We start from the raw sequence: 25685 nt of genomic DNA, 5'->3' as shown, positions 1-25685 counted from the left end.
TCTTTCCGCGTTGGTCCACCGACGGGGGAAGGAGCGTGGTGTGACGCGTCCGCCGACCGCCGCGCAGTGGCGGGTGATCGAGGCGGCCGACCCGGTGACGGGGCGGCTGCGGGGTACGCGGGCCCAGTACGAGGCCCTGGTCAAGCGCGGCCTGGCCTTCCGCCACCCGCGCCCGCCGCACGACCACTTCCTGACCCCGGCGGGCCACCGCATACGCGAGGAGGGCGCCGGGGAAGCCATCGGGGCCGGGGGTGCCACCGGGGCCGGGGACGCGGCGGGACCCGGCAGTGCGCCCGCCGCGACCGGGTCCGACGTGTTCGCCGCGCGGGTCGGCGGGGAGGACGCCCCGGAGGCGACGGCCCGCCGGATACGCGAGGTGCACAGCGCCTGGCAGGGGCTGCTGGAGCTGCGCCGGATGACGAACCCGGACGGGGACACCGGCCGGCCCTGCGGCTGGGAGCGGACGCAGCTGGTGCGGGCGGCCGCGCTCGCCCTGGAGGCCGACGGTCACGCCCCCGCCGGACCGGACCCGGCGGGGCCCGGCTACCGGGTACGGGCCACGCCCCAGCCGGAGGCGGTCGCCGTGCACGAGCCCGACCCCGGGGCGCTGCGCGCCTGCGCGGCCACGCTGGAACGGGCTGGGTGGCAGGTGAGCGAGCACGCCGAGGCGCGCACCGGCCGGCGGTACGTACTGGCGTCACCGCGCCGGAAGTAGCGCCATCGGCGTACGCGAAGGAACGCGGGCGCGCGAAGTGCGTGGCCCGGGAGCGGGCCGGGCAGCAGGCGGCGCCGTTGTCCGTGCCGCCCAGGGCTCCCGCGCGGCCTTCCTCGCTCCCGCCCACCGCCCCTGTCCGCGACGTGACCGTCCCGCAGGGGCCGGGGCGGCCGGAGCGAGGAGTTCACCGCGGGTTCTCCCCCAAGTGGGCGGCGTGCCGTCCGTCGCGCATCCGGGCGGGTATGTCTGGCGCGACGTGCCGAGCGGGGGTCGCCCCTCGCCGGTGCCGCATCCGACCCCGCCCCGTGCACGAGGGAGACACCATGCCGCTGGCGCGCCGTTCCCTGCTGACCGTTCTGGCCGCAGGCTCCGCGGGGGCCGCCGTCGCCTGCGCACCCGCCACCGCGGACGGCTCCTCGGGCGACATGGGCGGAGCCGGAGCCGTCGACGCCGGCGCGCGGGCCGCGGCCGCCGCCGCCCGGCGGCTGCTCCCCCACCACTGGCGGCAGCTCTCCTTCCGTACCGAGGGCGACCGCGACACGTTCGCCGTGTCCGGCGGCGCGGGCCGGCTCCATGTCTCCGGGGGCACGCCCGGGACCCAGCTCACCGGGCTCAACTGGTATCTGCGCCATGTCGCCGACGCCGACGTCAACTGGGCCGGGCAGCAGCTCGACCTGCCCCGCACCCTGCCCGGAGTCCCCGACGGCACGGTCACCCGCCGCGCCGACGTCCCCCACCGCTTCGCGCTCAATGACACCAACGACGGTTACACCGGCCCGTACCACGACTGGTCGTACTGGGAGCGCGAGCTCGACGTGCTCGCGCTGCACGGCTACAACGAGGTCCTGGTCACCGTGGGCACGGACGCGCTGTACCACCGGGTGTTCCAGGGGTTCGGGTACGGCGACGAGGAACTGCGGGCGTGGCTCCCGGGCCCGGCGCACCAGCCCTGGTGGCTGCTGCAGAACCTCTCGGCCTTCCCCGCATTTCCCGAACCGGTCTCCCGCCGTCTCCTCGACGCCCGGGCCGCGCTCGGCCGGCGCATCGCCGACCGGCTGCGGGAGCTGGGCATGGTGCCGGTGCTGCCCGGCTACTTCGGCACGGTCCCGCCCGGCTTCGCCGACCGCGCCCCGGGAGCGCGCACGGTGCCGCAGGGCACCTGGATGGGGTTCGACCGGCCCGACTGGCTGGACCCGCGCACCGACGTCTTCGCCCGCGTCGCGGGGGCCTTCTACCGCACGCAGGAGGAGCTGTTCGGCGCGTCCACCCTGTACAAGATGGATCTGCTGCACGAGGGCGGCACCGCCGGTGACGTGCCCGTCGGTGAGGCCGCGAAGGGTGTCGAGCGGGCGCTGCGCACGGCCCGGCCGGACGCGGTCTGGGTGATCCTCGGCTGGCAGCACAACCCGCCGCGCGCGATCCTCGACGCCGTCACCTCCGGCGGTTCCGACGGTTCCGACGGTTCCGACGGTTCCGGCAAGGACCGGATGCTCGTCCTGGACGGCCTCTCCGACCGCCGCCCCACCGTCACCGACCGGGAGGCCGACTGGGGCGGCGTCCCGTACGCCTTCGGCTCCATCTGGAACTTCGGCGGCCACACCGCGCTCGGCGCCAACACCCCCGACTGGGCCCGCCTGTACGACGCCTGGCGCACCAAGGAGGGCAGCGCGCTGCGCGGCATCGCACTGCTCCCGGAGGCCGCCGACAACAACCCGGCGGCGTTCGCCCTGTTCTCCGAACTCCCCTGGCGGGACGGCGAGCTGGACCTCAAGGCGTGGTTCGCGCGCTGGGCGCGGTCCCGGTACGGGGCGCACGACCCGCACGCCGAGGCCGCCTGGGACGTGCTGCGCCGCACCGCGTACGGCACCACGCGCGCCGACTCCTGGAGCGAGGGCGCGGACGGCCTGTTCGGCGCCCGCCCCTCGCTGACCGCACGGCGGGCGGCGTCCTGGTCGCCCAAGCAACTCCGATACGACGCGGACGAGTTCGAGCGCGCCCTCGACGAACTGCTGAAGGTGCGGCCGGGGCTGCGGGACTCGTCGGCGTACCGGCGGGACCTCCTGGACGTGGCCCGCCAGTGCCTGTCCAACCGCGGCCGGACCCTGCTGCCCCGGATCCGGCGGGCGTACGAGGCGCGGGACACGAAGGCGTTCGACGCGGCGACCGGGGACTGGCTGTCCGCGCTGGACCTGCTGGAGAAACTGCTGGCCACCGACTCCGCACATCTGCTGGGGCGTTGGGTCGCCGAGGCCCGCTCCTGGGGCGCGGACGACGCCGAGCGCGACCGTCTCCAGTACGACGCCCTCTCCCTGCTGACGGTCTGGGGCACCCGTCAGGGCGCGGACGCGGGGCTGCACGACTACGCCAACCGCGAGTGGGCGGGGCTGGTCGGCGGCCTGTACCGGCTGCGCTGGTCGACGTACTTCGCCGCACTGCGGACCGCCCTGCGCGAGGACCGGGCCCCGGCGGCGGTCGACTGGTACGCCCTGGAGGACCGCTGGACCCGCGCCCCGGGCCGCCTGGCCACCCGGCCGACGGGAGACGTCCACCGGATCGCCACGCAGGTCCGCGACCGGCTGCGGGCGCTGCCCCGAACGCGCTGAGAGCACGCCGGGGGAACGGGGCCGGCCGGCGGCGCGTGGCGGCCCTGTGAGTCCTCGGTTCCCCGGGGCGCGGTTCCGCAGGGCTCGAGGTGGGCGTCCGCCGGCCCGATCGCCGCCCCACGCTGGAGGGGAGCGGTCGCCGGAGGCCACCGCGGACCGTCCCACCATCAGTCCCCCTCGGGAAGGACCCACTCATGAGCAGGATCCTCGTCATCATGTCGGCCGCCGACGTCTGGACGCGCAACGACGGGTCGGCCTATCCGACCGGTTACTGGGCCGAGGAGGTGGCCGCGCCGCACGCGAAGTTCGTCGAGGCCGGCCACACGGTCGACTTCGCCTCCCCGGGCGGGGTGCTCCAGCCGCTCGACGCGCACAGCGCCGCCCCGGCGATCGCCGGGGCGGACTGCGCCCGCCATGTGGCACACGCGGAGAAGGCGCTGCGGGAGTTCGGCCCGCTGCTGAAGCTGGAGGAGATCGACGTCCACGACTACGCGGCGCTCGTCCTGCCCGGCGGTCACGGCCCGGTCGTCGACCTCTACCAGGACCCGGCCCTCGGGCGCCTGCTGACCGCCGCGGAGGCCTCCGGCGTCCTCGTCGGGGCCGTCTGCCACGGCCCGGCGGGCCTGCTCAGCGCCGTGGACGAGAACGGCGCGTGGTTGTACGAGGGACGCCGGATGACCGCCTTCACCGACGAGGAGGAGGCGCTGTTCGGCACGGCGGAGGGCGCTCCGTGGCTGCTCGCCGGCACTTTGCGGGAGAAGGGCGCCGAGCACGTCGGGGGCCCGGCCTACCAGCAGCACAACGTGCGCGACGGCAACCTGTTCACCGGCCAGAACCCGGCCTCCAGCACCCGCCTGGCCGAGGACATGATCGAGGCACTCGGCTGAGAAGGAGCACGCCCGCGTCCGCGGGTCCGCCCGGGGCGCAGTGCCCCGGGCGGTTTCGCGGACGGGTCGGGGGCTGATCCAAACGACAGGCCCTGGGCCCGTCCGACCACGGACCAGGTCATGGCCCCGGCGCTGCCGAGGTGGCCGGACGGGTCGGTCAGGCTCCGGATCCGGTGCTCGCCGAGCGCGGCGACGGCGTCCCGCCGGCAGTGCGCGCACGGGGCCCGACCCGGCCCCGGAGTCCCGGCGCAGCCGCTCGCGGTCGAGCCGGGCGGGTCGCAGCGTGCGGCGATGGCGTCCGCGGCGTCGGGCGGGACGACGCCCACCCGTGCCCGGGCCCGTGCGAGGGCCACCTCGACGCGGACGAGTGTTCCCAGATATGCCGTCTCGCCGAAGACGTCACGCATCGCGGGGATGCCGAACAAGTCCCGGGCAGCAGTCTCTCGCCCTCTCACCTGGTCAGCGTGCCGTCCGGAGTCTCCTGTACGAACACTTTCTTCGCCTGCCGGTCCAAGAGGCTGGACACGACCTTGCGGATACCGTCCGGGTCGTACAATTGCGCCGGAACCGAGCTGGAATTCTCGATGGCAGTCTGCAAGTACGCGGGGTTCCACGACGAGACGGCACCACTGACGTCGATACTCTCCACCCTTTCCGCGCCCACCTGTCTCTTTATCTCCCGCAGGATCTGGTCCGAGTACATGCCACCGGGCGCTTTGTACAGACTGGCATGACCGCCGACCTTGCCGCCGTTCCGGAGGTAGACGGTGATGGTCAAGCAGCTTGTGACCGAGGGATAGATGATCGTGCCGCCCGGGCCGACACTTTTGACCTCGCCCTCGGCAACGCTCTCCACCTCCGCCACGCCGGCTGTTGTGCCCCCGCCGGCGTTGTCGTTCCCGGCGCGCTGGACGGTCGGGGCCGTGCCACGTGGCGTGCGACCGCGGTCGGCCGCCAGCGCACGCGTTGTCGCGGCGTTGCCCGCCATGCGCTGCAGGACGGTCACCGCCGACGGGCCCAGGGGGCCGGCCGTTCCCCGCGACCGCGACAGGTCACCAGTTGGGCCGGTCGGAGCGGACCGCCGCGGTGCCCCGGCGGGTGCCCCTTTGGTCGATTCCCTGCGCATGCGCTCGTGTTGGTGCAAGGCGTCCCCCCTCGGATGGCTCGGCATGAGCAACTCACTCTGTTGCCCCCGCCATCGGGGCACAAGACGTGCGGGGGCAGACAAGAGGGCACTCCACCGTCGCTCCTGCGTGGACGCGGACGCCGCCGCCTAGGACGCGCAGGGCCAGTCGGGAACGGCCCGGATCGGCGAGACTGGGAGGCGTGGCTGAGACCAATCGTGAACTGGCCGACTTCCTCAGACGAGCCCGCGCGCAGGTCGACCCCTCGCGCGCCGGTCTCCCCCCGGACGGCCGGGTCCGGCGGGTGCCGGGCCTGCGCCGTGAGGAGGTCGCGCTGCTCGCCGGGGTGTCGACCGACTACTACGCCCGGCTGGAACAGGGCAGGCGCATCACGCCCTCCCCCGCCGTGGTCGAGGCCCTCGGGCGCGCCCTCGGTCTGGACGGTGCCGGCCGGGCCCATCTGCGGGACCTCTTCGGGATCGGCGCGGCTCCGGCGACCGGCGGCCGCCGTCCTGCCGGGGTCCAGCGCGTCCGGCCGGGCCTGTACCAGCTGATCGGCGCCCTCGACGGGGAACCCGTGCTGATCCTGGGCCGGCGCACCGACGTCCTCGCCGCCAACCGCATGGCCCGCGCGCTCTTCGCCGACTTCGACGGCATGCCGCGCCGGGAACGGAACTACGCGCGCTGGATGTTCCTCGACGAGGACGCCCGGGCGCTGTTCGCCGACTGGGAGGACCAGGCGCGCACGGCCGTGGAGAGTCTGCGTCTGGAGGTGGGCCGCGATCCCCGCGACCGGGCCACGGCCGAGCTGGTGGCGGAGTTGCGGGAGCACAGCGCCGAGTTCGACCGGTGGTGGGAGCAGCACCGGGTGCACCAGCGCACCCATGGCTCCAAGCGGCTCCGCCATCCCCTCGTCGGCGAGCTGACGGTCGAGTACGAGACCCTCACCCTGCCCGGGGACCCGGACACCACCCTGTTCGTCTACACCGCCGAGGCGGGCTCGCCGTCCCGGCGGGCCCTGGACCTGCTGGCGAGCTGGACCCTGACGGGGACGAGTGCGGAGAGCGGTCACGAGGCGTGATCCGGCGTCCACGGCCCCGTGCGTGCCGCAGGTGGCGTACCCGCCCTACGCAACCCTCAAATCAACCTCTGAACCCCGCGCCCGGCGCTTCAACCGCCCCCGGGCGCGGGCACATTCCCCGACACACGAGGCCCGCCGGCACGGGGGCGGCGGGCCTCGTGGACGTCACGCGGAACCGGCAGGGGTGTTCGGATCCGCGTCACGGAGAACCACCGGTCGCCGCGCACGCACGCGGTGAGCGGTGCGGCGCAGGGGCGGCCCAGGTCGTGGGGGCCGCCCCTGCGGCGTGCCCGGGGCCGAGGGCCGGAGGCCGTCAGCCCCGCCCGTCCGGATCCGCGTACCGCTCCCGGAGCTCCACCTTGCGGACCTTCCCGGAGACCGTCATCGGGAAGGAGTCGAGGACGCTCAGCCGGGTGGGCACCTTGTAGTGGGCCAACTGCCCGTCGCAGAAGGCGCGTACCTCCTCCAGGGTGGGCGGGTCGCCGGCGTCGCGCGGGATGACGCAGGCGAGCACCTCCTCGCCGTACCGCTCGTGCGGCACGCCGACCACCTGGACGTCGGCGATCTTCGGGTGGGCGTAGAGGAACTCCTCGATCTCGCGCGGGTAGACGTTCTCGCCGCCTCGGATGATCATGTCCTTGATGCGGCCGACGATCTCGACGTACCCGTCCTCGCGCATCATCGCGAGGTCCCCGGTGTGCATCCAGCGCCCGGCGTCGACGACCTCGGCGGTCTTCGCGGGCTCCTCCCAGTAGCCGAGCATCACGCTGTAGCCGCGGGTGCACAGTTCACCGGAGGTGCCGCGTGGCTGTGTCACCCCGGTCGCGGGGTCGACGACCTTGACCTCGATGTGCGGCAGGACGCGGCCGACGGTGCCGGTGCGGTGCTCCAGGTCGTCGTCGCGGCGGGTCTGGAGCGAGACGGGCGAGGTCTCCGTCATGCCGTAGCAGATGGACACCTCCTCCATGTGCATCTCGGCGACGACGCGCTTCATCACCTCGACCGGGCAGGGGGAGCCCGCCATGATGCCGGTGCGCAGGGTGGAGAGGTCGTAGGAGGCGAAGTCGGGGAGGTTCAGCTCCGCGATGAACATGGTGGGGACGCCGTACAGCGAGGTGCAGCGCTCGCGCTGGACGGCCTCCAGGGTCGCCGCCGGTTCGAAGGAGGGGGCCGGGACGACGATGCAGGCGCCGTGCGAGGTGGCGCCCAGGTTGCCCATCACCATGCCGAAGCAGTGGTAGAAGGGGACGGGCAGACAGATCCGGTCCTGTTCGCCGTAGCCGACCGTACGGCCCACCCAGTAACCGTTGTTGAGGATGTTGTGGTGGGAGAGGGTGGCGCCCTTGGGGAAGCCGGTGGTGCCCGAGGTGTACTGGATGTTGATGGGGTCGTCGCAGCTCAGCCCCGCCCCGATCTCCGCGAGCCGGGCGTGCGGGACGGCCGGGGCGCCGGCGGTGAGCGCGTCCCAGGACGGGTCGCCGATGTACACCGTCTCGCGCAACTGCGGGCACCGGCCCCGTACTTCCTCCACCAGGGATCGGTAGTCGCTGCCCTTGTGCGCGAGCGAGGCGATCAGCAGGGTGATCCCGGCCTGTTGGAGGACGTACTCCAACTCGTGGGCGCGGTAGGCGGGGTTGATGTTCACCATGATGGCGCCGATGCGGGCGGTGGCGTACTGGGTGAGCACCCACTCCGGGCAGTTGACCGCCCAGATGCCGACCCGGTCGCCGGTGGTGACGCCCTTGGCGAGCAGTCCGCGCGCCACCTCGTCGACGGCGGCGCCGAACTCGGCGTAGCTCCAGCGGCGTCCGGAGGGCACGTCGACGAGGGCGTCGCGGTCGGGGTACGCGGCGATCGCGCGGTCGAGGTTGGCGCCGATGGTGTCGCCGAGGAGGGGTGTCGTGCTGGTGCCGTGGGCGTACGAGAGCCCGTCCGGGGCCGGGTGTCCGGTCATCGGAAGTCCTCCTCGCGGTACTCGTCCGTCGAGCCGGCGGCCGTGGCCTCGCGCAACTCGATGCGGCGGATCTTGCCGGACACGGTCTTGGGCAGCGCGCCGAACTCCAGCCGGCGGATGCGCTTGTACGGGGCGAGGATCTCCCGGGAGTGCTCGAAGATCACCTTGGCGGTGTCGGGCCCCGGCTGCCAGCCCTCGGCGAGGACGACGTACGCCTTCGGCACCGCGAGCCGCACCTCGTCGGGGGCGGGCACGACGGCCGCCTCGGCGACCGCCTCGTGCTCCAGGAGCGCGCTCTCCAGCTCGAACGGACTGATCTTGTAGTCGCTCGCCTTGAAGACGTCGTCGCTGCGCCCGATGTAGGTGAGGTAGCCGTCCTCGTCCCGCGATCCGATGTCGCCGGTGCGGTAGTAGCCGCCGGCCATGGCCTCGGCGGTGCGGTCGGCGTCGCCGTGGTAGCCGGTCATCAGGCCGACGGGGTGGTCGGACATGTCGATGGCGATCTCGCCCTCGTCCGCGCCGGGGGCCCCGGAGACCGGGTCGAGCAGTTCGATGCGGTAGCCGGGGCTGGGGCGGCCCATCGAGCCGGTCTTGAGCCGCTGGCCGGGGCTGTTGGAGACCTGGACGGCCGTCTCGGTCTGCCCGAAGCCGTCCCGGATGGTGACGTCCCAGGCGCGCCGCACCTGCTCGATCACCTCGGGGTTGAGCGGCTCGCCGGCGGCGACGACCTCGCGCGGGCGGGTACGCAGCTGGCTCAGGTCGGCCTGGATGAGCATGCGCCACACGGTGGGCGGGGCGCAGAACGTGGTCACCCCGGCCTTGTCCATCTCGGCCATCAGCCGGGCCGCGTCGAAGCGGGTGTAGTTGAACAGGAAGACGGTCGCCTCGGCGTTCCAGGGGGCGAAGAGGTTGGACCAGGCGTGCTTGGCCCAGCCGGGCGAGGAGATGTTCAGATGCACGTCACCGGGCTTCAGCCCGATCCAGTACATGGTGGCGAGGTGGCCGACCGGGTACGAGGTGTGCGTGTGCTCGACCAGCTTGGGGCGGGCGGTGGTGCCGGAGGTGAAGTACAGCATCAGCGGGTCGTCGGAGTGCGTGGGCCCGTCCGGGCTGAAGCCGGCCGGTTCCTCGTAGGCGTCCTCGTACCGCTGCCAGCCGTCGGGGGCGCCGCCGACCGCGATACGCGTGTAGCGGCCGGGCACGTCGGCGAACTTCTCGGCGTCCGAGGTCCTTACGACGACGTGCCGGACACGGCCGCGCTCGACGCGGTCGCGCAGGTCGGCGGGGCCGAGGAGGGGGGTGGCGGGGATGACGACGGCGCGCAGCTTCATCGCGGCGAGCATGGTCTCCCACAGCTCTGCCTGGTTGCCCAGCATGACCAGGACCCGGTCCTCGGCGCGCACCCCGCGTCCGCGCAGCCAGTTCGCGACCCGGTCCGAGCGCTCCGACAGCTCCGCGAAGGACAGCCGTACGGTGCTGCCGTCCTCCTCGACGATGTGCAGGGCGGTGCGGTCGTTGCCGCGGGCGATGACGTCGAACCAGTCGAGCGCCCAGTTGAAGTACGCCGGACGGGGCCAGCGGAAGCCCTCGTAGGCCGTGGTCCAGTCCTCGCGGTGGGCGAGCAGGAAGTCCCGCGCGGCCCTGAACTCCTCGGTCGCGCCCGTGCCGGTGGTCGCCGTCATGTGTCCTCCTCGGTGCCGGACTCATTGCCGGACTCATTGCCGGACAGCCGTCCTCCATCGTCTAATCCGTGATGCGGGTCTCACCACCCCCGAACGGGGGGTGGGCGGCGGGTGCCCGCGGCGAAGGGCGGACGGTATGGCGGCTGACGCGGTCCAGGCGGCCGATGCGGTGGAGGTGCGGGGTGCGCTGGCGCGGCTGCGGCGGGCGACGGGGCTGCCGGTGGCGTTCGGCGGGCTCGTGGAGCCCGGGCGCGCGCAGATCCGCATCAGCGAGCTGAGCGGGACCGCGACGGCCGCGCTGCGCTCGCTCGCGGTGGTCTCCGGCAACGGGCTCGGCGGCAAGGTGGTGGCGCTGGCCCGGCCGTACGCGGTGACCGAGTACTCGGCGGCCCGGCACATCACCCACGAGTACGACGCGCCGGTGGCCCGGGAGGGGCTGCGGTCGGTGCTCGCGGTGCCGGTGGTGGTACGGCGGCGGGTGCGGGGGGTGCTGTACGGGGCGCTGCGCTCGGCCCAGCCGCTGGGCGACCGGACGCTGACGGCGGCGGTGGAGGCGGCGCGGGACGTGGAGCAGTCGCTGGTGGTGCGGGACGAGGCGGCGGGGCTGGTGGCGGCGGCGCGGGGGGCCGCCGGCGGGGCCGGGGCGGGCGGGGGTGACTGGGAGCGGGTGCGCGAGGCGCACGGGGCGCTGCGTGCGCTGGCGCCGCGCATCGCCGATCCGGTGCTGCGGGCGGAGCTGCTCGCGGTGTGCGGACGGCTGGCCGGGGGTTCCCGCGAGGCGGATCCGGGGCTGTCGCCCCGGGAGGTGGACGTGCTGTCGTGGGTCGCCGTCGGGGCGACGAACGTGGGGGTGGCGGAGCGGTTGGGCGTCCGCCCGGAGACGGTGAAGGGGTACCTGCGGTCGGCCATGCGCAAGCTGGGCGCCCGCACCCGAGGCGAAGCGGTCGTCGCCGCGCGGCACGCCGGCGCCCTCCCGTAGCCCTCCGGGCGGGGCGGGGGCTGGTGCGGACCGGGGGTCGGGGCGCCTGAGAACTCGGGGGTTCGGGTGGGCTCGGCGCCTGCGGGTGCGTCGTGGCCGGTCGCGCAGTTCCCCGCGCCCCTTGGAGGCCGGCCGGGGGCTGCGAACGGGAGCGCCCCCGAGCTGATCGCGCCCACGCGGCGAAGCCGCACATCGACACAGCCCCGCGCCCCTTGGAGGGCCGGCCGGGAGCTGCGAACGAGAGCGCCCCCGAGCTGATCGCGCCCACGCGGCGAAGCCGCACATCGACACAGCCCCGCGCCCCTTGGAGGGCCGGCCGGGAGCTGCGAACGGGAGCACGCCCGAGCTGATCGCGCCCACGCGGCGAAGCCGCACATCGACACAGCCCCGCGCCCCTTGGAGGGCCGGCCGGGAGCTGCGAACGGGAGCGCCCCCGAGCTGATCGCGCCCACGCGGCGAAGCCGCACATCGACACAGCCCCGCGCCCCTTGGAGGGCCGGCCGGGAGCTGCGAACGGGAGCACGCCCGAGCTGATCGCGCCCACGCGGCGAAGCCGCACATCGACACAGCCCCGCGCCCCTTGGAGGCCGGCCGGGAGCTGCGAACGGGAGCGCCCCCGAGCTGATCGCGCCCACGCCCTCAAGGCCAGGGAGCGGCCCCGATCTTTCAGGGGCGCGGGGAACTGCGCGATCAGCCCCCACCGGCCCGCACCCGCCCCACAACCCCACCCACCCAGCACTCGAAGCCAGGCGGCACCCCAGGTCTTTCAGGGGCGCGGGGAACTGCGCGATCAGCCCCCACCCGTCCGCACCCGACCCGCGACCCCGCCCGTCCCCGTCCCTCCACGCCTCCCAACTCGTCGCCCCTCCCGGGGTTGAAGGGGCGGAGCCCCTGGGGGATGGGGCGGGTAGGGGCGGCGGGGGCGGAAAACCTCCGTTCTGGGACGCTCGTGGCGCACTTAGGATTGGGCCCGGCCGACACGAGAAGGAGGCGGGAACCGTGGGACGCGAGTCCAAAGAACCCGGCAGAACCCGCCCCACCCCCCTCGTCGCCCGCGAGGACCTCGCCGCCACCGCCCGCGACCAACTCACCCGCGGCGGCAGCGTCCTCCTCCACGGCCCCGCCGGCATCGGCAAGTCCACCGTCCTGCGCACCCTCGCCACCGAGCACGCCACCACCGCGGCCACCGTCCTGCGCTGCTCCGCCACCGAGTCCGAGTCCCACCTCCCCTTCCTCGCCCTCGCCGACCTCCTCGGCCTGGTCGCCGCCGACGTCGCCGACCACCTCCCCACCGCCCAGCGCACCGCGCTGGAATCCGCGCTCACCGGCCGCGGCGAGTCCACCCTGGAGCGGGACGGCCTCGCGCTGCGCCTCGCCGTCCTGTCCACCCTCCGCGCACTCGCCGCCCGCGGCCCCGTCCTGATCGTCGCCGACGACCTCCAGTGGCTGGACCCCGCCAGCACCGAACTCCTCGGCTTCGCCGCCCGCCGCCTGGGCGACATGCCGATCCGGATGCTGTGCGCCGTCCGCACCGAGACCGACCCCCGCAGCCCGGGCCCCGAGCACGACCGTTTCCTGCGCGCCACACCCCCGGACACCCTCGCCGTCCGCGTCGGCCCGCTCTCCCGCCCGCAGACCGCCGAACTCCTCACCCGCCGCGGCTTCGGCGCGCTGCCCCGCTCCACCGTGCGGGACATCCACCGCACCTCCGGCGGCAACCCCCTCTTCGCCCTCGAACTGGGCCGCGCGCTCGCCGACAGCCCCGTCCCGCCGAGCCCCGGCGAACCCCTGCCCGTGCCGACCTCGCTGCGCGCCCTCGTCCTCAACCGGCTGGAGGCGCTGCCCGCCGAGGCCCGCCGCACCCTCCTCGTCGCCAGCGCCGGTGCCCGCCCCACCCCCGCCCTGCTGCGCGCCGCGGGCCGGGAGAACGCGGAGGCGGAGATCGCGCAGGCCGCCGCGCTCGGGCTGCTGGTGACCGACCGGGACTCCCCCGGCGTACGGTTCGCGCACCCGCTGATCTCGGCGGCCCTGTACGCGGAGGCGGGCCCGCAGGAGCGGCGCTCGGCACACGCGGCGCTGTCCACGGCCGCCTCCGACCCGATCGAACGCGCCCGGCACCTGGCCCTGGCCACCCCCGGCACCGACCCCGGCGTCGCCGAGCGGCTCGGCGAGGCCGCCGCCGCGGCCCGCGAGCGCGGGGCCCCCTCGGTGGCCGCCGGGCTCGGCCTGCTCGCCGCCCGGCACACCCCGGCGGACGCCGACCCGAGCCCCTCCGCACGGCGGCTCCAGGCGGCCGAGGACGCGCTGATCGCCGGCGAGACCGACCTCGCCCGCAACCTCGCCCGCCAGGTACTGGCCGACGCCACCGGGCCCGCCGAGCGCGTACGCGCCTGGATCGTCGTCATCGAGTCGGCCGGGCACGCGCTCGGCGAGGTCGACGCCGCCTACCCGCAGGCGCTCGCCGACGCCGGCGAGGACCCCCGGCTGCTCGCCCTCGTCCACTACCAGCTCGCCTGGCGGGCCATGCTCTACGAGGGCGACTTCGCCGAGGCCCGGCAGGAGGCCGCGCGGGCCGCCGCGCTGGCCGAGCGGGCCGGCGACCGGCGCACCGAACTGATGGCGCTCGCCTTCCAGGCGCAGGCCGAGACGCTGATGGGCCACCCGGACGCCCCCGCCACCATCAAGCGGGCGCTGAAGGAGCCGCAGGACCCGCGGGTCGCCTGCGACCACAACGGCGCCGGGTCGGCCCGCTTCCGCTGGCTGATCATGAGCGACCGGCTCGCCGAGGCCCGCACCACCATCAGCGCGCTGCTGCGCGAGGTGCGCCGGCGCGGCATGGTCGAGAGCGAGGTGCACTTCCTGCGCGGCCTGGCCGAGACGGAGCTGCGCTCCGGGCACTGCGCCCGCGCCCTCGACCTGGCCCGGGAGAGCCTGCGGCTGGCCCGTGACACCGGGATCGGCCAGGCCGCGGCGGCGATGTTCACCTCGCTCGCCGAGGCGGCGGGCGGTGACGTGGACCGGGCCCTCGCGCTGGCCCGGGAGGCGGTGGCGCGCGCCGAGGACCACGGTGACCAGGTGTACCTCTCCCGAGCACTGGGCGCGCTCGGGCACGCCCAGCTGGTGGCCGGGGACGCGGCGGGTGCGGTGCGGTCGCTGCGGCGGGTGCGGGGCCTGGAGGAGCAGCTCGGCGTCACCGACCCGGCGCGCGGCCGCTGGCACGGCGACCTCGCCGAGGCGCTGGTGCGGGTCGGGGAGCCGGCGGAGGCGCAGCGGCTCGTCGAGGTCACGCGCGTACGGGCGTCCGCGCTCGGGCGGGAGAGCGTGCTGGCGGTGCTGGACCGGGCGGAGGCCCTGGTGCGGGCCGCGCGGGGCGACGTCGACGGGGCGGTACGGCAGCTGACGTCGGCGCGGGACCGGTTGGGGCGGCTCGGGTACGGGTTGGAGGAGGCGCGGGCGGTGTACGCGCTGGCGGGGCTGGCCGGGCCGGCCGGGCTGCGGGGGCGGCGGCCGGGGGGTGCGTCCTACGAGGAGGCGGCGCGGTTGTTCCGGCGGTGCCGGGCGGTGCCGTGGTTGCGGCAGGTGGAGGCGGAGCCGGTGGACGGGGCGGGGGGCTCGGCGGCGACACGGGTGGGGGTGTCGCCGGGGGCGGCGGCGCTGGGGGGCCTTGCGGCCACGGAGCGGCAGGTGGCGGCGCTGGTGATGGAGGGGGCGACGAACCGGGAGATCGCGGCGCGGCTGTTCATCAGTGTGAAGACGGTGGAGGCGACGCTGACGAGGGTGTACCGGAAGCTGGGGATCCGCTCCCGGGTGGACATCGTGCGGCTGGCGGCGACGCGGCGCGTGGAGTGACGTTTTCCGCCCCCGCCGCCCTTTCCCGTCCCAACCCGGGGGCTGCGCCCCCGGACCCCCCTACGGAGCTTCGCTCCGTTTTGCGCAGTTCCCCGCGCCCCTATAGACGTCCGTCACCGACTGGACGTCCGTCACCGAGGGTTTTCCCTGTGGGCCGGGGCGTAGGGGGTTCCCCCCTTGGGAGTCCGGAACCGCACGCTTTAGCGTGTCACCCGTGCCGCTCGCCCGGGCAGACGGAGGACGGTCCCGCGTTCCCCGTCGCACACCGAGCCAGGGGGCGCTGCGGGCCTCCACGAGCGGCCCGCAACGCCCCCTGTCCATCGCGTGACGGGCCCCGGGCTATCTTGACGGCCATGCAGTCCTACACCATCGGCCAGGCCGCCCGCCTGCTCGGCGTCAGCCCGGACACCGCGCGCCGCTGGGCCGACGCCGGCCGCATGGCCACCCATCGCGACGAGGGCGGACGCCGCCTCATCGACGGCCGCGACCTCGCCGCCTTCTCCGTGGAGCTCGCCCGTACCGGCGGCACGGCGGACGGCGGCGACGGCCTCCCCTCGTACACCTCGGTCCGCAACGCGTTCCCCGGCATCGTCACGGCCGTCAAGCTCGGCGACGTGGCCGCGCAGGTGGAGATCCAGGCGGGCCCGCACCGTCTGGTCTCGCTGCTGACCCGCGAGGCGGTGGAGGAGCTGGGCCTGGAGGTGGGCGTGGAGGCCACGGCCCGGGTGAAGTCGACCAACGTGCACATCGACCGGGCCTGACGCCGCCGCCGGACTCAGCCCCGCCCGAACCCCCGTACGTACCGCTTCTGCCACGGCGTCTCCACCGCCCGCCGGTCGTAGTGCCGCCGGACGAACGCCACCGCGTCCTCGGCCGGTACGCCGTCGAGGACCGCGAGGCAGGCCAGCGCCGTGCCGGTCCGCCCGCGTCCGCCGCCGCAGGCGAGCTCGACGCGTTCGGCACCGGCCCGCTCCCACGCGTCGGTGAGCACCTCGCGGGCCCGCGCGCGGTCGGCGGGCAGCCGGAAGTCCGGCCAGCGCAGCCAGCAGGACTCCCAGTCGGTCTCCGGCGGCCGGCCGCCGAGCAGATAGACCCCGTACCGCGGCGTGCTGCCCGGCGGCAGCGGGCGCCGCAGTCCGCGCCCCCGGACCAGCCGGCCCGAGGGCAGTCGCAGGACGCCGGGGTCACCGGCCCGCCAGGTGTCGTCGGTCATGTCCCCAACCTAGGGCCCCTCAGGGCGCCGTACCCCGCTCACCCGTCATGTTCCGCGGGCGCGAGCTGGTCGGCGAGGCGGCGGGCCTGGGTGAGCAGGGTGCCGTACGTGGCGAGGTCCTCGGGGTCGCCGGTGGCCGCGTCGGGCAGCCGGCGGCGCAGTTCGTCGAGGGAGCGGCGCAGCCCCGCGACGGCCTCGTCGAGCTCCGCCGCGGAGCCGTCGTCGAAGCGGACCGCGCCGTAGAGGCGTACGGCGTCGGCGGCCCGGCGCAGGAACGCGGCGTAGGGGCCGGCGATCGTGGAGCCGGGCCAGGAGGCTTTGCGGTCCTCGCCCACGGTCTCCAGGACGGTGCGGGTGACGCCGGCGGTGTGGACGGCGACGTAGTCGAAGACGGCGACGGCGTCGTCGTACGCACTGCCCGGCTCGGCGACGGTACGGGAGCGGCGGCGCGGGTTGACGCGCAGGCTCTCCCGGCTCCACCCGAGGGCGGAGCGGGCCTGGTCGACGAGGCGGCTGAGGTGGAGGGCGCGCTCGTGCCAGTCGCCGGCCTCGGCCGCGTCCCACTCGCCGCCGTCGAGCCCCTCGGCCACGTCCTCCATCACGGACCGCGCCTCGTCGGCCGCGTCCTCCAGGGCGGCGCGCGGGCTGCGCAGATACACCGGCGGCCGGATCAGCACGTTGACGGCGATGCCGACCAGGGCGCCGAAGACGGCCTCGCCGATCCGGGCGGCGGAGGTCAGCACGCCGACGGACGGGCCGGTGAGGACGAAGAGGGCGCCGGTGGCCGCGTAGATCCCCTGGCTGTCCAGGCGCCGCCAGTTGCCCAGCAGGACGGCGGCGGGCAGCACCACGGCCATCGCGAGCAGCGTGCTGTTCAGGGCGAGGGCGAAGGCCGTGGCGACGACGGTTCCGGTGGCGATCGCGGCGAGCTGTTGCAGCCCGTGCGCGATGGAGCGGTACACCGTCGACTCGACGAGGACGATGGCGACCCAGGGGGCGACGAAGGCGACGGGCGCGTTCAGCCACCAGCCGGCGGCGAGCCAGGCGAGAAAGGCGGCGAGCGCCGCCTTGAACGCCTGCACGACCAGGTCACGTTCGCGACCCGGTCCCGCCCACGCCCGGTGGGCCGTGAGGACCCCGGCCCTCACCTGCCCGCGGACGGCCTGCGTCGCCGTGCGATACCAGTGCATGGGTGATCAGGTGCCACGTTGACGCCACCCAATGCGTGGCCCCTCGAGGGGAAGCGGGTGGGGTCGCTCACGTACGTCCGGACGGCACCGGTGCCGTCCGGGCGTCGCCGCGCGGGAACCGGACGCGCGCCGGCGGCCGTCGCTCAGGCCCGGGTGTAGCCGCCGTCGGCGAAGAGTTCGGCGCCGGTGACGAACGACGAGGCGTCCGAAGCCAGGAAGAGGGCGGCCTCGGCGATTTCCTCGGCGTCGGCCAGCCGCCCCAGGGGCACGGTGGCCTCGGCGAACCGGTCGGCGGCCGCCCCTGCCACGCCCAGCAGGCCGGGGGTCCGCGTGGGGCCCGGGCTGAGCACGTTGACCCGGAACCGGCGCTCCCGTGACTGCCGGGCCCAGTTGTGCACGAGGTTGCTCACCGCCGCCTTCGACGCGCTGTAGACCTCGAGCTGTTCATTGGGCCGCACGCTGTTGCTCGAGCCGACGACCACGAGAGAGGCGTTCTCCGCCAGCAGCGGAAGCGCCTTCTGGACGGTGAACAGCGTGCCCTTGACGTTGACGGCGAGCGTCAGGTCGACGTTCGTCTCGGTGTGGGCGCCGAGCGCGGCGTCCGCCACGATTCCCGCGTTGGCCACCAGCACGTCGATGCGTCCGGCCTCCTCGCGGACGCGCGCGTAGAGCGCGTCCAGGTCGGCCAGGTCCGAGACGTCGGCGCGTACGCCGGTGGCCGCGGGGCCCATCTCTGCGACCGCCGCTTCGAGGCGGTCGATGTCCCGGCCGGTCACGAAGACCCGTGCGCCCTCCCTGACGAAGCGGTGGGCGACGGCCAGCCCGATCCCGCTGGTCCCTCCGGTGATCACGGGCGACCGGGCTGGGCAAGGGCAGCCTGTACGGCGCCTTCGGCGACAAGGGCGAGCTGTTCCACCGCGTGTTCGGCGACTGGTGCGCCGCGGTCGTCGAGGTGGCCGAAGGGCGGCTGGCAGGCGGCCCGGACGCGGAGGCCTTCGCCCGGCTGTCGGGATACGTGCACCTCATGGCGGAGAACACCGCCGCCGACACCGAACGCCGCGGGTGCCTGCTGGCCAAGGGCGCGGCGGAACTGGCCCAGGGCGATCCGGCGGTCGCCGGACGGTCGGCCGAGACCATGACGGCACTGCTGTCCCTGCTGCGGACGGAGATCAGCGCCGCAGGTTGGCGGCACTGCTGCTGACCGTGGTCCGGGGTATCGAGGCGGTGGGCAAGGCCGGCCTGGACCCGGAGACGGTGCGGAACGTCGCGGACACCGCACTGGCGGTCCTGCCCGTGCCCGGGGAGCGGCAACGCCGGCCGTAGCCCGAGACGTCAGGGCTTCGACCACCGGCACAGCAGCCGGAAGACCCCGAACAACGCCAGCGGCCACACCGCCGCGAACGTCCAGATGACCGCCGGCTCCCCCGTGCAGATCCCCGTCACCATCAGCGCCACCGCCACGCACAGCCAGACACCCACCACCGCCGTCCGCGGCTCGTACGCCGCGAGCCGGCGCGGGTCCGGACCCCGGCGCACCCGCAGCGTCCGCAACCGCCGGTCCAGCCGCCGGTTGCCGCGCCGCAGAGCGGCCTCCATGTCCGCGAGTATCCGCTTCTCGTGATCAGGTATCCGGCCGGTGGTCACTGTGGGTCCTCCCGGAAACGCCTGGCCTGTGGACGCTCTGTGCGGGTGCCCGCAGACCCCGGAACTAACCACCGCGCGGGGCCCCCGACTCCCGTGTGCGAAGGGCCGCGAGCAGCCCCGCCGTACCGTCCCCCGCACCGGTCGTCACACCCGCCCCGGCCGCCCCGCGGAACTCCTCCCGCACCTGCCTGGCCGCCGCCCGTCCCGACGTCAGACACCAGTCCCACCAGTGCTCGAGGCGCCGTACGTCCAGCCGTTCGGCGCCGACCACCGCGGGCCAGCCGCAGGCGTGGGCCTGGGCGGTCACCTTCGCGCCGCCCTCGACCGGGTCGACGGCCAGCGCGGGCACCCCGGCCCGCAGCGCCAGCACCATGCCGTGCAGCCGGTCGGTCACCACCACGTCCAACCGGCTGATCACGGACTGGAGTTGACCCGCCGTCGCGGCCAGCCGCCAGTCGTGGGCGTCCAGCCGGGTCTCCAGCGGCAGCCGCGCGCAGTCCTTGCCGCCGAGCCAGCGCGTGAGCACGTCCGCGACCTCGTCGTGCCGTCGGCGTCCCCCGTACTCGCCCTGCCCGTGGGTCAGGACCACCCCGGCCACCGGCGCGGAGGACATCTGCGGCGCGCCCGCGGCGAGGTCCCGCACCGGTTCGCGGGAGGGCGCGTCCCGGGGCAGCACCCGGTGGAACCCGGTGACCGCCGCGCTGCCGGGGTCGACCACGGAGACGCCCACCGCGATCCGTACGCACCCGGGGAACCGCTCGTGCAGCGCCGCCACCTGCGGCCCGTGCAGCGGCCCGCACAGGAAAACCAGATGCGTGTAGTCCCCCGGCCGGACGGCGTCGAAGTGCAGCCCCCCGGGGCGGAAGCCGGGGCTCCAGACCGCGTCGTGGGCGAGGCCGGCCCGGTCGAGGACGTCCTCCACCCGGCGCAGGGCCAGGACGTCGCCCGCGGTCGCCTCGCCGTCCGCGAAGCTGAACCAGCCGACCAGCAGAATCCTTCGTCGCACAGTGCGCTCCCGTTGTCCGTCGGCGTGTGGTCCGCCTGCCCGTCGGCGTGTGGTCCGTCCGTCCGTCGGCGTGTGGTCCGCGCCCCGGCGGGAACCCGGAGGCGTCGAGAACGAGGAGCCGTCATGCCGACCGAAGAAGAACTGTCAGCCCGGGATCTCGACGACCTCCGTGCCCGGCTCACCGCGCAGGAGGAGGGGCTGCGCGCGGAGCTGGCGGCCGTGGACGCGCAGACCGCCACGCTCTACACGGACTGCGATCTGGACGCGGGCGATCTCGGCGCGAAGGTGACCGCCGCCGACCGTCTGCGCTCGGACGCCGAACGGGCGCGGACCCTGCTGGAGCGGACCCGCACCGCGCTGGACCGCCTCGGCACCCCCGCGTACGGGCGGTGCACGGTGTGCGGCGAGCCGATCGCGCGCGACCGGCTGCTCGCCGTTCCGCACGCCGACGTCTGCGTCCGCTGCGGCCGGGGGCCGGACAGGACCCGTTGAACTGGGCCGGACAGGACCCGTTGAGCTCCTGCGGACCAGAACCCGTTGGGCTCCTGCCGGTCAGGGCCCGTTGAGCCCCTCCGGACCGTCCTCGTCGTCGCGCTCCCCCTCGGCCTGCGAGGGCGTCGGGTGCGGGGTGTCCGCGCGGCCGGTGGCCGTGGCGCCGTCCGCGCCGTCCGCGCCGTCCTCGTCGTCCCGCTCGCCCTCCGCCTGGGAGGGGGTGACCTGCTCGTCCATGGCATCTCCGTCCGGTCGGCTGGGCCAGATCGTTTCGCCCCGTCCGGGTTTCCCGGCGCCCCGGTGCCAAACGGTCCGTACCGGGACGCATGGCCGTGCAGGGCGCGGAGCGTGATCGGGCCCGTCGGGGATACCCGCACCGTATGTCTCGGCTATCGAAACTAGGACACAGGCACCAGAACGCGGACGCCGACGCCGACGCGCGTGCGGACGCCGACGCGGGCGCTGCCGCGGGCGCGGACCCGGACGGCGGGGGCGAGGGCGGGGCACAGCGGTACGGTCCGGACCCGGACGTGGAGCGCCGTGCCCCGGACACGCCGACCGAGCTGCCCGCGCGCTCCTGGAAGGCGGTGCTCAAGGGCACCCTGCGCGAGTTCCAGGACGACGAGCTGACCGACCGCGCCGCCGCGCTCACCTACTACGGGGTGCTGGCCCTGTTCCCCGCGCTGCTGGTCCTGGTCTCGATACTCGGCATGACGGGGAAGTCGACCACCGACAAACTGCTGGACCAGGTCAACGACCTCGCCCCCGGTTCGGTCGGGGACATCGTCACCAACGCGGTGCACCAGTTGCAGGGCAGCGGCGGCATCGGCTCGATCATGGCGGTGGTCGGCATCGTCCTGGCGCTGTGGTCGGCGTCGGGCTACATCGCCGCGTTCATCCGTACGGCCAACGCGGTGTACGACATGCCCGAGGGCCGGCCGGTGTGGAAGGTGCTGCCGCTGCGGCTCGGGGTGACGGTGGTGCTGATGGTGCTGGCCGTCATCAGCTCCTGCATCGTGGTGTTCACCGGCGGCATCGCCAAGCGGGCCGGTGACGCCCTCGGGCTCGGTGACACGGCGCTGACGGTGTGGTCCATCGCGAAGTGGCCGGTGCTGGTGGTCCTGGTGACGATCATGATCGCGATCCTGTACTGGGCCACGCCCAACGCGAAGGTCCGCGGCTTCCGGTGGATCACCCCCGGCAGTGCGCTCGCGCTGCTGATCTGGCTCGTCGCCTCCGCCGGGTTCGCGTTCTACGTCGCCAACTTCGGCTCGTACAACAAGACGTACGGGACCATGGCCGGCGTCATCGTCTTCCTGGTGTGGCTGTGGATCAGCAACCTGGCGATCCTGCTGGGCCTGGAGTTCGACGCGGAGACCGCACGGCAGCGGGCGGTGGCGGGCGGCTTGCCGCCGGACGAGGAGCCGTACGCGGAACCGCGGGACACGCGGGCGTGGGACGAGCAGGACAAGCGTCGCCTGGAGAACGAGTGAGTGACCGCTACGAGGAAGGACATGTCGATGGCATCGATGGCTGAACGGAGTCCGTCCGGGCCCGGTGGGGGCACCCCCGCCACCAAGGAGGAGCTGCGCGCGCAGATCGCGCACACCCGTGAGGAGCTGGGCCGCACGGTGGAGGAGCTGGCCGCGAAGACGGATGTGAAGGCCAGGGCGCGGGAGAAGGCGGCGGCGGTGCGGGAGCGGGCGGCGGGGGTGCCGGTGGTGGGGGCGGCGGTGGCCGTGGGCGCCGTGGTGGTCGTGGGGGTGGGGGTTCTGGTGGTGCGGAGGGTGCGTCGGCGCTGAGCGCCGAGCCCGACCGTGGTGGGTGTGACGCCGCCCGAGGCTTGTGCCTCAGGCGGCGTCGCGCTGTTCCGTCGGGGTGGTGTCGGCGGGGGTGGTGCGGCCGCCGGGGATCAGCCGGAGGTGGTGACGGCGGCGGCTGTGCGGCGCACGGGCGTGGCGGGGTGTCTCGGGGGTGGTGAAGAGCCGTTCCTCCCACCAGGAGAGGGCGGCGAGTGTGACTCCGGCGAGGGGGAGCAGCAGGACGGCGACGACGACGAACACGGGGGCCCCTTTTCATGCGGTTCGCGTGGGCGGGTGCCCCGGGGATACGCGGGGATGGGGCGGACGAGGTGAAGGTCCGGTGACCGAGGACTCCTCGCCCCCGCCGGCGCAGGGGGACTCCCCGCGCCCGCCCTGCGCAGCCGCACATCGACACAGCCCCGCTCGCCCCCGCGCGGCGGAGCCGCAGAGCGGTACAGCCCGCGCTTCAAGGGGCGCGGGGAACTGCGCGACCGGCCACGTCCCACCCGCACCCGCCCACGCACCCCGCCACCCGAGCTCTCCCACGGTCTTCCCCACCCGCCCCCGGCTCCCCCACCCTCCCCGGGGGGCCCGGGGGCGGAGCCCCCCACGTTCAGGAGGGGGCGGCGGGGGCGAGGAAACTCCCCGGCGGTCAGGGACCGTACCGGCGCGCCTTCGAGCGGCGCTGGGCCTCGTCCAGCAGGCGCAGCCTGGATTCCACCTCCGGGGGCACCACCCTCCGCTCCCGCACCACCCACGGCACCCCCGCCACCGCCCACGCGAACCCCCGCACCGACGTCACATCCCACGGCACCGTCCGCACCATGTGCACCGTCCGCCGCAACGCCACCCCCACCGGCCTCCGCAACCACGAGAACCACAGCGTGTTCCGGATCCCGTGCGCCCGCCGCAACGCGGCGTCCCGCGCCACCGACGGCGCATGGTGGATCGTCAGCTCCTCCGCGTACGCCAGCCACCACCCCGCCGCCGCCAGGTCCGCCGCCAGCAGTTCCTCCTCCCCGCCCAGCCACAACCGGGGCGAGAACCCTCCGACCGCCCGGAACGCGTCCGCCCGCAGCACGGTCGCCGCCGCGAGGAAGGACCCGAGCGCGGGCCCGGGCAGCCACTCGGGCCCGGGGATCGGCGAGTCGCGCAGCTCGGCGACGATGGGGTCCTCGGTGCCCGCCGGTTCCACCAGGATCCGTGCGGTGACGGCGGCGAGCCGCGCGTGCCGGTCGAGCAGATCGGCCGCCGCGGCCAGCGCCCCCGGCTCCCACCAGGAGTCGTCGTCGCAGAACGCCACGTACGGGGTCCGCACCCGCTCCACGGCCAGGTTGCGGCCCACCGCGCCGAGGTTGCGGCCGGGCCGCAGCAGCGTCACCCAGGGGTGCCGCTCGGCGACCGCCTCCGCCGTGCCGTCGGTGGAGCCGTTGTCGGTGACGATCACCGGCGGCGCCTCCGGCAGCGCGGCCAACTTCTCCAGCGTGCGCAGGAGTTCGGCCCGCCGGTTGTGCGTGATGACGACGACGGTCGTACGGTCGTCCTCGTTTTCGCTCACGGCGCGCTCGTGGTCCGTCATACCGGCTCCTCCTGCCGCGCGGGGGCCCGCTCCAGCAGGCGGACGGCCCGTTCCACCTCCGGCGGCAGCGGTCGGCGCTGCCGCAGCGCGGCCGGCAGCCGCACCAGCGCCTCGCGCAGCGCGCGGCGGGCGACGGGGTCGTGGCGGGCGTCGGCGGCCAGCCGCCGGGTGCGGCCGGCGGCGTGGGGCAGGGGGCGGCGCAGCCAGGCGGTGAGCAGTTCGTTGCGGCGGACGACGGCGGAGCGGTGCGGGCGGTCCGAGACCGCCGGGTGGTGGTGGGCGACCACCTCGGGGCAGTGGGTGACGCCCCAGCCGCGGGCGGCGAGGTCGTAGGCGAGCAGGGTCTCCTCGGCGCCGAAGAACAACAGCGGGTGGTAGCCGCCCGCGTCGAGGTAGGCGGTGCGGCGGGCGACGGCGGCACAGCCGAGGAAGCCGAGGACGCGGGTGCCGGGCAGGTCGGGGTCCGTGCCGAGCGGGGAGCCGGCGAGGACGGCGTTGAGCGGGTCGGGCGCGTTCGCGGGACCGACCAGGGTGCGGGCGGAGAGCAGTCCGAGCCGGGGGTGGGCGTCGAGCAGCCGGGCGGCGGTGGCGAGGGCGCCGGGCTCCCACCAGGAATCGTCGTCGCTGAACGCCACGTAGGGGGTGTCGAGGGCGCGTACGGCGTCGGTGCGGGCGAGGGCGCCCCGATTGGCGGGGAGGGCGAGGACGCGGACCTCGGGGAAGCGGCGGGCGAGCATCGCGCGGGTGCCGTCGGTGGAGCCGTTGTCGGCGACGACGACGGGCGGCCGTTCCGGGAGCGCGAGCAGGTGTTCGAGGGTGGTGGCGAGGGTGTCGGCACGGTCGCGGGTGGCGAGGGCGATGCCGACGGCGGGGGCGCGGGTCATGGGGGTCACCGGGAGGCTGGGAGGGGGGCGGGGTCGGCGGCCGGCAGCCGGCGGAGGGCGTCGAGCACCTCGTCCGGGGTGATGCGGAGGAGTGCCGGGTCGGGGGTGGGGGCGTGCGGGTCGCCCGGCGGGCCGGGGTGCCACAGGGCGCGGTGGCGGGGGTGCGGGGGCGGGCCCCACTGGCTGGGCGGGACGGGTCCGAAGAGGGTGACGGACGGGGTGCCGTACGCGACGGCCAGATGCGCGAGCCCGGTGTCGCCGCTGACGACGGCGTCCGCGCCGGCGACGAGCGCGGCGAGCCCCGCGAGCGGCAGGCCGCCGGTGAGGACGTCCTCGGCGGGCATGTCCGCGCGCCGGGCCAGTCCGGCCGCCAGCTCCTCCTCCCCCGGTCCGGCGGTGACGACCACCCGCCGGCCCCTGGCGCGGAGCCCGGCGGCGACGGCGGCGTACCGGTCGACGGGCCAGCAGCGGGAGGGGGCCCCGGCGCCGGGGTGCAGGACGACCGCGCCGGGCGCCGGGGAGGGCGCGTCCGGCGGGGGGAGCCGCAGGTCGGCGGGGTCGGCGGGGATGCCGTAGGAGGTGAGCAGCCGGCACCAGCGGGCGCGTTCGTGCTCCTCGGCGTACCAGGGCGGGCCGTCCGGGGCCGCGAAGGCGAGGACCCGGCGGGGGTGCAGCGCCCGGAGCGGACGCAGGCTCTCGGGGCCCTTGCCGTGCAGGTCGACGGCGAGGTCGGGGGGCGGCCCGGTCCAGTCGAGGGCGGTGGGGACGGCCCGCCCCGGGGCGGCGGCGGGCAGCAGCCGGTCGACGGCGCCGCTCGCCGCGGCGAGGGGGGCCAGGTCCGCGGGCGCGGCCAGCACGGTCTCGTGCTCCGGGAAGGCCCGGCGCAGCGCGCGCAGCGCGGGCACCCCGGCGAGCAGGTCCCCGAGGCCCAGCGCCCGCAGCACGAGGAGGCGGGGACGGCGGGGAGCGGCGGGGGGCGGCGGGGCGGTGCGCTGGGTCAT

Annotated in this window: 25 protein-coding genes; 12 read left to right on the top strand and 13 right to left on the bottom strand. The window is 75.3% G+C overall.

Going from position 1 to position 25685, the window contains the following annotated elements; all coding sequences use genetic code 11:
• Positions 1-40 precede the first annotated feature (40 nt).
• From OIE12_RS26685 to OIE12_RS26675, 3 genes are all read left to right on the top strand, one after another.
• A complete protein-coding gene (locus OIE12_RS26685) occupies positions 41-715 on the top strand; it encodes a hypothetical protein (protein ID WP_329139536.1) in 675 nt (224 codons plus the stop codon).
• 323 nt (positions 716-1038) lie between these two features.
• Positions 1039-3318, top strand: coding sequence for an alpha-N-acetylglucosaminidase (locus OIE12_RS26680; RefSeq protein ID WP_329139534.1), 2280 nt, complete (start codon positions 1039-1041; stop codon positions 3316-3318).
• A gap of 194 nt (positions 3319-3512) precedes the next feature.
• Entirely contained in the window at positions 3513-4205 is a 693-nt protein-coding gene (locus OIE12_RS26675; protein ID WP_329139532.1) for a type 1 glutamine amidotransferase domain-containing protein, read from the top strand.
• Positions 4206-4656: 451 nt separating this feature from the next.
• Here the strand turns inward: OIE12_RS26675 and OIE12_RS26670 are convergent, their stop codons facing one another.
• Positions 4657-5211, bottom strand: a complete 555-nt coding sequence (locus OIE12_RS26670) for a hypothetical protein (RefSeq protein WP_329139530.1) — start codon at positions 5209-5211, stop codon at positions 4657-4659.
• Positions 5212-5531: 320 nt separating this feature from the next.
• On the opposite strand from OIE12_RS26670, the gene OIE12_RS26665 reads away from it, so the two are divergent.
• A complete protein-coding gene (locus tag OIE12_RS26665; protein ID WP_329139528.1) occupies positions 5532-6410 on the top strand; it encodes a helix-turn-helix transcriptional regulator in 879 nt (292 codons plus the stop codon).
• Positions 6411-6723: 313 nt separating this feature from the next.
• Here the strand turns inward: OIE12_RS26665 and OIE12_RS26660 are convergent, their stop codons facing one another.
• Together OIE12_RS26660 and OIE12_RS26655 are read right to left on the bottom strand one after the other, a co-directional pair.
• Positions 6724-8364, bottom strand: coding sequence for an AMP-binding protein (locus OIE12_RS26660; protein WP_329139526.1), 1641 nt, complete (start codon positions 8362-8364; stop codon positions 6724-6726).
• Complete coding sequence (locus OIE12_RS26655; protein ID WP_329139523.1) at positions 8361-10046, bottom strand: AMP-binding protein; 1686 nt, start codon at positions 10044-10046, stop codon at positions 8361-8363. The genes OIE12_RS26660 and OIE12_RS26655 overlap by 4 nt, the downstream gene beginning before the upstream one ends.
• 136 nt (positions 10047-10182) lie before the next feature.
• On the opposite strand from OIE12_RS26655, the gene OIE12_RS26650 reads away from it, so the two are divergent.
• The 3 genes from OIE12_RS26650 to OIE12_RS26640 all read left to right on the top strand — a co-directional run bounded on the left by OIE12_RS26650 (position 10183) and on the right by OIE12_RS26640 (position 15635).
• Positions 10183-11025 carry a helix-turn-helix transcriptional regulator gene (locus tag OIE12_RS26650; RefSeq protein ID WP_329139521.1) on the top strand — a complete coding sequence of 281 codons (843 nt, stop codon included), beginning with the start codon at positions 10183-10185 and terminating at the stop codon, positions 11023-11025.
• A gap of 999 nt (positions 11026-12024) precedes the next feature.
• Positions 12025-14874, top strand: coding sequence for a helix-turn-helix transcriptional regulator (locus tag OIE12_RS26645; protein WP_329139519.1), 2850 nt, complete (start codon positions 12025-12027; stop codon positions 14872-14874).
• Between the two features lie 353 nt (positions 14875-15227).
• Positions 15228-15635 carry a TOBE domain-containing protein gene (locus OIE12_RS26640; RefSeq protein ID WP_030383260.1) on the top strand — a complete coding sequence of 136 codons (408 nt, stop codon included), beginning with the start codon at positions 15228-15230 and terminating at the stop codon, positions 15633-15635.
• A gap of 14 nt (positions 15636-15649) precedes the next feature.
• On the opposite strand, the gene OIE12_RS26635 is transcribed toward OIE12_RS26640, so the two are convergent.
• The 3 genes from OIE12_RS26635 to OIE12_RS26625 all read right to left on the bottom strand — a co-directional run bounded on the left by OIE12_RS26635 (position 15650) and on the right by OIE12_RS26625 (position 18128).
• Positions 15650-16087, bottom strand: coding sequence for a protein-tyrosine phosphatase family protein (locus OIE12_RS26635; RefSeq protein WP_329139514.1), 438 nt, complete (start codon positions 16085-16087; stop codon positions 15650-15652).
• Between the two features lie 38 nt (positions 16088-16125).
• Complete coding sequence (locus OIE12_RS26630; protein WP_329139512.1) at positions 16126-17277, bottom strand: FUSC family protein; 1152 nt, start codon at positions 17275-17277, stop codon at positions 16126-16128.
• Positions 17278-17420: 143 nt separating this feature from the next.
• Positions 17421-18128 carry an SDR family NAD(P)-dependent oxidoreductase gene (locus tag OIE12_RS26625; RefSeq protein WP_329139510.1) on the bottom strand — a complete coding sequence of 236 codons (708 nt, stop codon included), beginning with the start codon at positions 18126-18128 and terminating at the stop codon, positions 17421-17423.
• A 68-nt stretch (positions 18129-18196) separates the two neighbouring features.
• On the opposite strand from OIE12_RS26625, the gene OIE12_RS26620 reads away from it, so the two are divergent.
• Positions 18197-18478 carry a hypothetical protein gene (locus tag OIE12_RS26620; RefSeq protein ID WP_329139508.1) on the top strand — a complete coding sequence of 94 codons (282 nt, stop codon included), beginning with the start codon at positions 18197-18199 and terminating at the stop codon, positions 18476-18478.
• Positions 18460-18600 carry a hypothetical protein gene (locus OIE12_RS26615; protein ID WP_329139506.1) on the top strand — a complete coding sequence of 47 codons (141 nt, stop codon included), beginning with the start codon at positions 18460-18462 and terminating at the stop codon, positions 18598-18600. The genes OIE12_RS26620 and OIE12_RS26615 overlap by 19 nt, the downstream gene beginning before the upstream one ends.
• A gap of 9 nt (positions 18601-18609) precedes the next feature.
• On the opposite strand, the gene OIE12_RS26610 is transcribed toward OIE12_RS26615, so the two are convergent.
• Together OIE12_RS26610 and OIE12_RS26605 are read right to left on the bottom strand one after the other, a co-directional pair.
• Entirely contained in the window at positions 18610-18873 is a 264-nt protein-coding gene (locus tag OIE12_RS26610) for a DUF3040 domain-containing protein (RefSeq protein ID WP_443053913.1), read from the bottom strand.
• 112 nt (positions 18874-18985) lie between these two features.
• The gene (locus OIE12_RS26605; RefSeq protein WP_329139502.1) at positions 18986-19927 is read right to left on the bottom strand and encodes a polysaccharide pyruvyl transferase family protein; all 942 of its coding nucleotides are present in this window, start codon (positions 19925-19927) and stop codon (positions 18986-18988) included.
• Between the two features lie 123 nt (positions 19928-20050).
• On the opposite strand from OIE12_RS26605, the gene OIE12_RS26600 reads away from it, so the two are divergent.
• Positions 20051-20419 (top strand): TraR/DksA family transcriptional regulator, encoded by a 369-nt coding sequence (locus OIE12_RS26600; RefSeq protein ID WP_329139500.1) that lies wholly within the window; start codon positions 20051-20053, stop codon positions 20417-20419.
• A 60-nt stretch (positions 20420-20479) separates the two neighbouring features.
• Here OIE12_RS26600 and OIE12_RS26595 read toward each other — a convergent pair whose 3' ends face one another.
• A complete protein-coding gene (locus OIE12_RS26595; protein ID WP_329139498.1) occupies positions 20480-20656 on the bottom strand; it encodes a hypothetical protein in 177 nt (58 codons plus the stop codon).
• 143 nt (positions 20657-20799) lie between these two features.
• Here OIE12_RS26595 and OIE12_RS26590 point away from each other — a divergent pair, with 143 nt between their 5' ends.
• Positions 20800-21912, top strand: a complete 1113-nt coding sequence (locus OIE12_RS26590; RefSeq protein WP_329139496.1) for a YihY/virulence factor BrkB family protein — start codon at positions 20800-20802, stop codon at positions 21910-21912.
• Positions 21913-21939: 27 nt separating this feature from the next.
• Positions 21940-22221, top strand: coding sequence for a DUF3618 domain-containing protein (locus OIE12_RS26585; protein ID WP_329139494.1), 282 nt, complete (start codon positions 21940-21942; stop codon positions 22219-22221).
• Positions 22222-22269: 48 nt separating this feature from the next.
• On the opposite strand, the gene OIE12_RS26580 is transcribed toward OIE12_RS26585, so the two are convergent.
• The 4 genes from OIE12_RS26580 to OIE12_RS26565 all read right to left on the bottom strand — a co-directional run bounded on the left by OIE12_RS26580 (position 22270) and on the right by OIE12_RS26565 (position 25685).
• Positions 22270-22482 (bottom strand): hypothetical protein, encoded by a 213-nt coding sequence (locus OIE12_RS26580; RefSeq protein WP_329139492.1) that lies wholly within the window; start codon positions 22480-22482, stop codon positions 22270-22272.
• 391 nt (positions 22483-22873) lie between these two features.
• Positions 22874-23800 carry a glycosyltransferase family 2 protein gene (locus OIE12_RS26575; protein WP_329139490.1) on the bottom strand — a complete coding sequence of 309 codons (927 nt, stop codon included), beginning with the start codon at positions 23798-23800 and terminating at the stop codon, positions 22874-22876.
• A complete protein-coding gene (locus OIE12_RS26570; protein ID WP_329139488.1) occupies positions 23797-24684 on the bottom strand; it encodes a glycosyltransferase family 2 protein in 888 nt (295 codons plus the stop codon). Before OIE12_RS26570 ends, OIE12_RS26575 begins: the two co-directional genes overlap by 4 nt.
• Positions 24685-24689: 5 nt before the next feature.
• Positions 24690-25685: a glycosyltransferase family 9 protein gene (locus OIE12_RS26565; protein WP_329139486.1), complete on the bottom strand. Its 996-nt coding sequence runs from the start codon at positions 25683-25685 to the stop codon at positions 24690-24692.

This window comes from Streptomyces sp. NBC_00670, assembly GCF_036226765.1.
GTDB lineage: Bacteria > Actinomycetota > Actinomycetes > Streptomycetales > Streptomycetaceae > Streptomyces.
Note: the sequence above shows the minus strand (reverse complement) of the source record. Positions and strands in the feature narration are given on the sequence as shown.